This window comes from candidate division WOR-3 bacterium, from assembly GCA_039804025.1.
In the GTDB taxonomy this organism is placed as follows: Bacteria; Hydrothermota; Hydrothermia; order Hydrothermales; family JAJRUZ01; genus JBCNVI01.
The window spans coordinates 1-9,276 of the sequence record JBDRZP010000038.1; the positions used below are offsets into that span (position 1 = coordinate 1).

The 9,276-nt window shown below is 28.5% G+C and carries 12 protein-coding genes; 9 read left to right on the top strand and 3 right to left on the bottom strand.

Annotated elements, in window-relative coordinates; all coding sequences use genetic code 11:
• Positions 1-280 precede the first annotated feature (280 nt).
• Complete coding sequence (locus ABIN73_09925; protein ID MEO0270043.1) at positions 281-943, top strand: YIP1 family protein; 663 nt, start codon at positions 281-283, stop codon at positions 941-943.
• Here ABIN73_09925 and ABIN73_09930 read toward each other — a convergent pair.
• Positions 933-1,271 carry a DUF393 domain-containing protein gene (locus ABIN73_09930; GenBank protein MEO0270044.1) on the bottom strand — a complete coding sequence of 113 codons (339 nt, stop codon included), beginning with the start codon at positions 1,269-1,271 and terminating at the stop codon, positions 933-935. The two genes, ABIN73_09925 and ABIN73_09930, sit on opposite strands and share 11 nt — an antisense overlap.
• Before the next feature lie 45 nt (positions 1,272-1,316).
• On the opposite strand from ABIN73_09930, the gene ABIN73_09935 reads away from it, so the two are divergent.
• The 7 genes from ABIN73_09935 to ABIN73_09965 are packed head-to-tail and all read left to right on the top strand — an operon-like array spanning position 1,317 to position 7,135.
• Entirely contained in the window at positions 1,317-1,586 is a 270-nt protein-coding gene (locus ABIN73_09935) for a hypothetical protein (protein MEO0270045.1), read from the top strand.
• Between the two features lie 50 nt (positions 1,587-1,636).
• Positions 1,637-2,269, top strand: coding sequence for a cytochrome c3 family protein (locus tag ABIN73_09940; protein MEO0270046.1), 633 nt, complete (start codon positions 1,637-1,639; stop codon positions 2,267-2,269).
• Positions 2,270-2,291: 22 nt separating this feature from the next.
• Positions 2,292-3,869 carry a hypothetical protein gene (locus ABIN73_09945; protein MEO0270047.1) on the top strand — a complete coding sequence of 526 codons (1,578 nt, stop codon included), beginning with the start codon at positions 2,292-2,294 and terminating at the stop codon, positions 3,867-3,869.
• Complete coding sequence (locus tag ABIN73_09950; GenBank protein ID MEO0270048.1) at positions 3,866-4,750, top strand: cytochrome c3 family protein; 885 nt, start codon at positions 3,866-3,868, stop codon at positions 4,748-4,750. Before ABIN73_09945 ends, ABIN73_09950 begins: the two co-directional genes overlap by 4 nt.
• Positions 4,726-5,544: a cytochrome c3 family protein gene (locus tag ABIN73_09955; GenBank protein MEO0270049.1), complete on the top strand. Its 819-nt coding sequence runs from the start codon at positions 4,726-4,728 to the stop codon at positions 5,542-5,544. The genes ABIN73_09950 and ABIN73_09955 overlap by 25 nt, the downstream gene beginning before the upstream one ends.
• On the top strand, positions 5,541-6,167 hold the full coding sequence (locus ABIN73_09960; GenBank protein ID MEO0270050.1) for a cytochrome c3 family protein: 627 nt from the start codon (positions 5,541-5,543) through the stop codon (positions 6,165-6,167). Before ABIN73_09955 ends, ABIN73_09960 begins: the two co-directional genes overlap by 4 nt.
• The gene (locus ABIN73_09965; protein ID MEO0270051.1) at positions 6,164-7,135 is read left to right on the top strand and encodes a 6-bladed beta-propeller; all 972 of its coding nucleotides are present in this window, start codon (positions 6,164-6,166) and stop codon (positions 7,133-7,135) included. The genes ABIN73_09960 and ABIN73_09965 overlap by 4 nt, the downstream gene beginning before the upstream one ends.
• Here ABIN73_09965 and ABIN73_09970 read toward each other — a convergent pair.
• Complete coding sequence (locus tag ABIN73_09970; GenBank protein MEO0270052.1) at positions 7,132-7,386, bottom strand: hypothetical protein; 255 nt, start codon at positions 7,384-7,386, stop codon at positions 7,132-7,134. The genes ABIN73_09965 and ABIN73_09970 overlap by 4 nt on opposite strands.
• Positions 7,383-8,543: a hypothetical protein gene (locus ABIN73_09975; GenBank protein ID MEO0270053.1), complete on the bottom strand. Its 1,161-nt coding sequence runs from the start codon at positions 8,541-8,543 to the stop codon at positions 7,383-7,385. Before ABIN73_09975 ends, ABIN73_09970 begins: the two co-directional genes overlap by 4 nt.
• Positions 8,544-8,589: 46 nt before the next feature.
• Here ABIN73_09975 and ABIN73_09980 point away from each other — a divergent pair.
• On the top strand, positions 8,590-9,276 hold a 687-nt coding region (locus tag ABIN73_09980; protein ID MEO0270054.1), incomplete at its 3' end, for an aldehyde dehydrogenase family protein.

Here is a 9,276-nt window from a genome sequence, read left to right on the forward strand (position 1 = left end):
TAATTTCCCTCAATTTTTCCTCTCTATCATTATTTTTTAAACTTTTTTCTTTTTCATATTTTAATCTTAAAACAAAATATTTCGCACCCTAAAGGGTGCGGCTACCATAAAATTATAGAATATGAGAATAAATGTTAAAAATTTTCAAAAAAATGGTAGGCGCAGGCTTTAGCCTTCGAATTTTTACTTTTCCCATTATCTAATATTTCTTAATTATATTTAAAAAACTTTAATTTTTTTGTAAAATATAAATATAATTTTTTAAAAAGGAGGTTTATAAATGGATTTAATTTTAAAGATATTTTTTAATCCAGATGAGGCTTTAAAAAACATTAAGGAGAAAAAACCTCTTGCTGTTCCCTTTATTATCCTGATTATAGTTACTCTTATTATTTCTCTTTTTTATATTCAATTTGTTATCTTACCGAATAGAGAAACTTTGCTGATGGAAAGAGAAATTCCTGAAGAAGCTCTTCAAAAAACCTTAGAATTTTTTAATTCCCCCTTGTTTTATGTTTTTACATTAATTTCTGCTATATTTGGATTTGTTTTTTCTACTTTGATTATCGGTTTTATCTATTTTTTTATTTCAATACTTTTAAAAGGGAAGGGAGATTTTTTAGCCTTCTTTAGTTCTGCTGTTCATATATATGCTATCAGTCTTCTTGGTTCAATTATTGCTTTTCCTATAGCTATATTAAAGAACTCTCCCTATGTAAATCTTGATTTTTCATTATTTTTTATGTTTCTTCCTGAAAAGAATTTTTTAAGGGTTTTCTTTGAACAGGCAGGTTTTTTTACTCTATGGTCAGTTTTCCTATATGGACTTGCCCTTCATCATATAGGCGAAATTGAAAGGAAAAAAGGGATTTTAGTTTCTTTTTCAATGTGGTTTATTTATGCAGTAATAGCAACAATAATAAAAGTATTTCTTAAAACTTAATTATACAGTTTCTGTTCTTTGATATAATTAAATAAATTTTTTCGCCAATTAAATTAAAAAAAGGTAAATGAAAAAGAAATTGAAAAAAGATAAAAAAAGGAATCATATCGATTAGAGATCTGAAAACATAAAAGCCTTTTAAAATTCTTTTTCCATCAGTTATAACTACAAAATCTTTTAAGATATAATCTTGAATAAAATGAATTTTTTTAAGTTCTATCTTATTTTTTGAACTTATAAAATTGATTCTATTTCTAAAACCGAATTTTTTAATAACAGAAACTGTTTTTTTACAGAAATTACAATTTCCATCATATATAATAGTCATCTTAAAATTTTTGACCCTACAAATTGACCCAAGAAGAAGGCAAAAATGAAAATAGGAATACTCAAAGGTATAAACCCGATTCCAGATTTCATCCTCATTAAAAAAATAAGTGGAATTGGAAGGTGTATAGAAAGAAACCAGCTTAGAGAAAATTTTTTAGTTTTACTTCTCCAGATACCAAAAGGTATATTCAATAAAAATATAAAAAAAGAAATCAAAAATATTTTAAAATTTAAATTCATTATAGAATTATACTATTTTTTGACACTTTTTTCAAAATGTTTAATTATGAAAAATTTTAAAAAGATTGTTTAATATATTTAATAATATTTAGGTGCGAATCCTTAATAAAAAAGGAGGGACTTATGCAAAAATATATAATAGCAATAATAAGTCTTGGAGCCTTTTTTATTTGGCTCCATGCGACAGTAGTGGGAAGTAGACATGACTTCAATAGACCTAATCAAGGACAGGTATGCATTTACTGTCATACCCCTCATAATGCCAATCCCAATCAGAACTTTTATTATCTCTGGAACAGAGTCTATGTGCCAACAATAACTGCCCTTTATAACGGAACATATACTGATCCCATGACAAGGGCATCCTGGTTAACATACGCCTGTTTATCCTGTCATGATGGAACTCAGACTGCAGCTGATATGGGAACACTCTATTCATATGGGCCCAGAAATGTTGGAACAGCAGTGCAGAATCCACCTGATGTAACAAGCGGAACTAATGATTCTCTTATTTATTCTCACCCCGTAGATATGGATGTTGCACCAGGAATTCTTCCGAATACAGAGTTTAACCCTCCAAGTGGTTGGCCTTATCCTCTTTATAATTTTTCAGCCCAGCAACCAAATGCTGATTCAGTTATGACCTGTGCAACATGTCATGATCCCCATAATACACAAGTCTTTAATCCTCCCTATAGATTCCTGAGAGGTGATACAACCAATAGCCAGATTTGTCTTGATTGTCACAGAAAGTAATAATATAGTTTAATAGAATAAAGTGATAGTCCTTAAAGAGGGGGGGATAAAAATCCTCCCCTTTTTATTTTTAATATCATTTTTAAATGCAGGAATTACAAAATTTAATCTATATTTTCTTTCAGAAAGGTATTATGTAAATGGGAATTTTAAAAACACTCTTACAAAACCATTTTATAAAGATTATGAAAATTCAATAAATTTATTTATTAATGGTTTTATTTATAAGAGAGAATTATTAAATTACAATCTTAAAACATACCTTTTATGGCAGGGCTGGAATAAAAATCTTTATGGTAGAGAAGAAAAAAATTTTTTAAAAGCTCCTTTTTTATTTAATCTTAATTTATTAGAAAAATCTAAGTTTCCTTTTAAATTTACTGTAAAAAAAGAAGATTTTAAAAAAGAGGACAAAATAATTTTTGAAAGAAAAACTTTAACTTATATAATCTCGCAGGGACTATTAATTAGAAATTTTCCTAATTTAAATTTCTCATATTCCTGGGGAAAAGAAAATAGTTTTAATAAAAAAAGTTTAGCATTCACCTCAAATTATTCCTTTAAAGAAAATACTTTCTTTTTATATTACAATAGAGAATTTAAAAACCTATCCCAGAATATAGAAAATTTTAATTTTAATTATAACTATAAAAAAGGTGATATTAATTTTAAGTGGGATACGAAATACTTTTTCAGGAACTCATTTACATACATAAACTCAAGTTTTGTATATTATATTTTTAAAAATAGAAATTACTTTTTTGATATGTACTATTCTTTCAATAGATCAAAATTTACAACCACTAACCTTTTAAATACCTCATTTAAAAAATTCTTTTCAGAAAGATTTATTTCTAATACCATATTAGGTTTTCAAACAAATTCCCTGAAAGAAGGAAAAAATTTTTATGAGGATTTTTCTCAGACTTTCTATTTAAAATTTTTAAATTTACCCCGAACACTTACAATTTCACCAGGATTTTCAATATTTTTTACTCAGAATCCTCAGGGTAATGGATGGGGCTATCTATTAAAAGAAGGTAATTTATATGAACAAAAAAAATTTTTAATTTTTGAAAATTTGAGATTTTTTGTTGATTTATATTATAAAACCTTTAATGACACATGGATTTTAAAAAATGAAAAAAAATACGGTTATTATTCAGGAATCAATTTAAGTTATAATTCAAAAAGATACCTTTTATCCTTAAATTTTTATTATTTTAGAGATATCACCAGAATAAATAATAATATAAACAATTGGATAAAGTATCATACAAGAGTAGAATTTAACACAAAAGAAATTCCCTTTAATTTCAGTTATGTAAATGAATACATTAAAACAGAGTATTCCTTAACAAGAAAGGAATTTATAAGAATTTCTTTCAGTGCTCCTTTAAGATTATTCAATATGTTCACTCTGGAGGAAAAATTTTATTTCAGAGAGAAATTTGAAAATGATTTAAAAATAGCTTTTGAAAGAAATTATGGGGATTTGATTTTAAGTTTAGGTTTTACTTATATTTATTTAATATATCCTGAAAGTGAAAGTAATATAATTTTCCACTTTTTAGTTAAAAGAAATATAAAATTAAAATGAAAATTATTTTATTTTTTTTGATTTTTCAGAAGGAAAATTGTATTAAAAAGGGTTGTCATGATTTATTAATTGAGGAAAAAGTTCTCCATCCACCTGCAAAAGAAGATTGTTCTTCATGTCATGAACTTGTCGGAAAACACCCATTTAAAAAGATTGAAAATGTTACTGAACTATGTTTATCCTGCCATTCCGATAAATCTTCATCGAAACATCCACCTGTGAATGAGGACTGTTCTATCTGCCATAATCCTCACTCTTCCCCTATCAATCATCTTCTTAAGGAAAAACTTCCTTATCTTTGCTCAAACTGTCATAAAGAAATTTTAAAAAATTTGATAAGTATCCATAATCCCTTTATTGAGGGTAATTGTAAGGATTGTCATGATGTTCACGGTAATAATTCTAAATCTTATTTATTAAATCAGGTAAATACTCTCTGTTTTAAATGCCATACAGAAATGGAAAATTTTTATAAGATAAAAAAATATAAACATCCTCCTTTAGAAAATTGTATAAACTGTCATAATCCCCACTCTTCTCAATTTCCTCTTCTTCTTAATTCAATGTATCCAAATAAACTTTACACTACCTTTACATACCTTCAATATGAACTCTGTTTTAACTGTCATGATCAAGAATCTATTTTTTCAGAAAAAACCAATTTTAAAAAAAATGGATTAAATTTACATGAATTTCACGTCAAAAAGGATAAGGGAATAACCTGTTCTTTGTGTCATAATCCCCATTATTCGGATAATCCATTTTTTGTTGAAGGTGGAAAAAAGTTTGGTCCCAATGATTATATATTGACTTTTAAATTTGAAAAAAATAAAAAAGGAGGAATATGCGGACCTGCATGTCACGGAAAGGCGGAATATTGATTTATTTACTTTTTTTTGCAGTTTTAACACCCCCATCAGCTATCTTTGTTAAGGATAGATTTGTAAGAATAATCCTTGAAGCTGATAAAGCATGGCTTTTAAAACCAGAAATTATTTACGATACTTTTAGAGCTGAAAATATAAAACATTTTATAGTAGAACTTAAAAATGGTAAAAATGAAATAACTCTTTATTATGAAAAAAATAATAAAACAGAATCACAGACTCTTATTATTTATTCACTTCCTTCTGAAAACTTCAAAGTTGATGCAAAATTATATAATTTTCATAAATCAGAAGTGGAAAAATTTTGTAAAAATTGCCATTCAATAACATATAAAAAAGTTTCAAAAAGTGAAGAACTTGACTGTTTTACATGTCATAAGGAAAAATTTGATAAAGGTCTAAGATTTCATCCACCCTTTGAGGAATTAGCTTGCGATAACTGTCATAAAAGTATTTTTGATAGACCAAATTCAGAAAAAGTTTGTAAAGAATGTCATGAAATTGAAGAAGGTTTTTATCTTCACAGTCCCTATGCAAGAGGTGAATGTGTTATATGTCATGATCCGCATTCTTCTATGGAGGATAAATTTTTAAAAACTAAAATCAATTCTCTCTGCATAATTTGTCATGAAAAGGAACTATACGGTGTCCATCATCCTATTGCAAATCACCCTGGTGATAAAAAAGGTATCTTTTGTAATAGCTGTCACAACTCTCATGGCACAAAATTTGGATTTCATTTAAAATGGCCAAATAAACCTGTATGTTCTGTATGCCATAAGAAATGAAACTCTTTTTCTTTTTAATTTTACTCAATTCCCCTCACGATTTTAGAAATAGAGAAGGAGAGAGGATATGTAAATTTTGTCATTCATCCCATAACTCAAAAGGTCCTTTTCTTATTAAAATAATACCAGATGATGAATTAAAAGAAAACTTTAAAGATTTTGACTATGTTTCCCTTACCTGTATGAACTGTCATACTGATAAAAATTATCTTATAAATTTATATAGCAATATAGCAAAATTTTATGAAATTCCTGATACTTCTTCTATTTTTTTAGGAATTAACTATAAAGAAGACAATCACCCCATTAGAAAATATGCTATTGATGAAAAAGAGAGAGAAATTAAGTGCACAACCTGCCATGATCCTCATGAAAGGAATTATAAATACCTTTTAAGAAGTATTGATCCTATTTTTTGTGAAAAATGTCATTTAGAGATTGAACTTTTTTCAGGGAAACATTTGAGTTTAGCCTGTATAGATTGTCATAAACTTCATAGAGGTAAATCTAAGCTTTTAAAAAATTTGGATTTATGTAATAACTGTCATAAAATTGATTTTCATTTTGAAGGTGATGATTGTATTAAATGCCATAATCCCCATAAACCGGAGGTTAAAAGATGAATTTTTTAGTATTTTTAATTTTAATTTCTCAGGAAAAAAAAGAGTTTGTATGGCCACCCCCTCCTGAAGAAGCAAAAATAAAATATGAGGGAATCTTATTTACTAAAGAGGATATTGTAGGAGAGGGAAATATAATAAAAAGAACAGTAGATAAAATTCTTGGAATAAAAAAAACAAGACTTTTAAAATACCCTTTCGGAATTTTTGTTGATAGTAAAGAAAGAATTTATGTGGCTGACCCTGGTTTTGCTGCTATAGTTTTTATAGATCAAAAAAACAAAATAGTTAAATGGTATCAGGGAACAAGAAGTTTTAGATTCACAAGACCCACAGGAGTTGCCTTTTCCGAGGCACTTAGTATGCTCTTTGTTGCTGATCCAGGTGCAAAAGCAGTTTATGGAATAAAAATACCTGAATTTGAGGGAAATTTAGTTATTAAAAAGGGTCTTTATAAACCGGTTAATCTTACTGTCGACGATTACAGAAAAAAGATATATGTGCTTGATGACAGTCTCATGGCAATTCAGGTTTTTAGCTTTGAGGGTCAATTTCTTTATACAATCGGAAGAAAAGGAAATAAACCAGGAGAATTTCTTTATCCAACTGGAATTAATCTTGATTCAGAAGGAAATATTTATGTATGTGAATGGGGGAATTTTAGAGTTCAGATTTTAAATCCAAAAGGAGAGGTTATTAATGTTTTCGGTAAATCTGGAAATGCACCAGGTTTTTTTGTAAGGCCTAAAGGTATAGCAGTAGATGAAAAAGGGTATATTTATGTGACAGATTCCTTCTTACATAGAATTCAAATTTTTGATAAGTATGGAAACGTATATCTTGGTATAGAGGGAATAGGGTGGAATCCAGGTGAGTTCAGGTTACCAGCGGGAATTTTTATAAGAAATAAAAAAGTTTATGTGGTAGAACAGATGAATTCAAGAATACAGATATTTAGTATTCTTTATTAAAGTCTTTCTTCAAATTTACGGAAAGGGGAAGAAATGAAGGTAAAATTGCAAAAAGCACATTTATAAGGAGAAAAGTTTTCCTTTACAAAAAATATATTTTCACAATCAGGACAGGTGATTTTTACTTTCAAATCCACATCAAGTTCAATTTTTATCATTTTACCCCTGCATAAGGGACAGAATAAAGGCTCTTTTTCTCCCTGAATACCAATTAAAGAACCGCAACTTTTACATTCAAAAATTTCCATCATATTTCTTTATAAAAAACTCTAAAAACCTTATAGGGCAATCCTCCCAATCTTTTAATTAAATTATTTATTTCAAAATTGTTCTCAAGAGTGAGTGAACCTTCTCCGTACCTATAACCCAGTTTATAACCCTTTAAAAGAATTTTTGCCGCCATCAGAACACCAGCTCCTTCCTGATATTCCCTTTTTACTCCAAGTATAAGTAGCCTTCCTGATTTTAGTCTTGGAATTTTTGAGGAAAAAGGAATTTTGTTTAATCTCCATATTAATTTTAAAACATTTATGGGATTTAAATTTCCCCTAAAATCTCTTATGGCTTCAAGAAAATTTGGAATTCCTATTGCAACCCCAATTGGCTCATTTTTTACTTCTGCTATAAGTGCTGCATCCGGCAGTATAACAGGTTTTAATTCTTCTGCTATATACTCCATATCTTCCTCATCAAGAGGAACAGTTCCCCAGTTATTTTCCCATGCTTTATTATAAACTTCTCTTACTCTTTGAAGTTCATTTTTAAAATCTTTTAAATTGGCTCTCCTAATTTTAATCCCGTTTTCCTTATATAACCTTTCCTCAGCATTCACTATTTTGGATAGTCTTGGATGTATAATATACAAGGGTATAAACCAGGCAAAAAAATCAACAATTTTTTTATAACCTTTTTCCTCTATAAGGTCTGCATAATATTCCGGGTTCCATGGTGTCATTACCATGGGAAGGTATTCGAAACCCTTGATCTGAACCCCATATACTCCATCATAAGCAAAACTTGCTGGTCCAATAATTAATTTACATCCTTCTTTTTTTAAAAAGTTTTCTGCTTCTTCAAGTAAAGCATCTGCAACTTCCTGATCTGGAATTGATTCAAAATGTCCAAAAAAACCGGTTATTTTTTCATCAACACCAAAAACTTTATGATTTGCCTTATATGCACTTATTCTTCCAACAGGCTTATCATTTCTAAGGGCAATAAAGTATTCAACTTTTGCTTTTTTAAATAAGGGATTTTTCCCTTTCTTGTTTAAATGCTCTTTTTCCAGAATCTTCAACGGTTCAATATAACCAACAAGAGGAAGTCTTTTATAGATTTCTTTTTGAGTATCTATAAAAATTTCCAAATCTTTTTCACTTTCAACTTTTATAATTTTTAGATTGCCCATTTATTTAATTCTTAATTATAATTTTTTTTCAATCAAGGAGGCAAAAATGAAAGAAAAAATTTTTTTTGAAGGAAAATGGCAGGAAGGTGAAAAATATTTTCCTGTGTATAAAAAAGGGACAAAGGAAATTGTATACGAATTTCCTGAAGCCACTTCCTCCCAAATAGAAAGGGCAATTGATTTCATCCATAAAAATAGAGAAAAAATTAAAAAACTTACTTCTTTTGAAAGATATAAAATTCTTATGAAAGTTAAAGAATTAATTGAAAAAAAGTTTGAAGAGCTTGCAAAAACAATCTCAATAGAATCTGGAAAAACAATTAATGAGGCTAGAATAGAAACCAAAAGAGCACTTGAAACAATAACTTTTTCAGCTGAGGAAGCAAAAAGAATTTATGGAGAATTTATACCAATGGATGCCTCTGAATTTGGGAAAGGAAGAATAGCTTTTACTATAATGGAACCTGACCCAATTGTTCTTGCTATTACTCCTTTTAACTTTCCTCTTAATCTTGCTCTTCACAAAATTGCTCCAGCAATTGCAGCAGGATGTAGTATAATCTTTAAACCATCAAGCTATACCCCTAAAACAGGGAAAATTCTAACAGAAATAATTCTTGAAGCAGGTTTTCCTCCAGAAGGTTTTGCTTTTTTGACAGGTGGTGGAAGTAGTGTAGGTGAAACTTTGTGTAAGGATGAAAGAATAAGACATATAACATTTACTGGTTCAAAA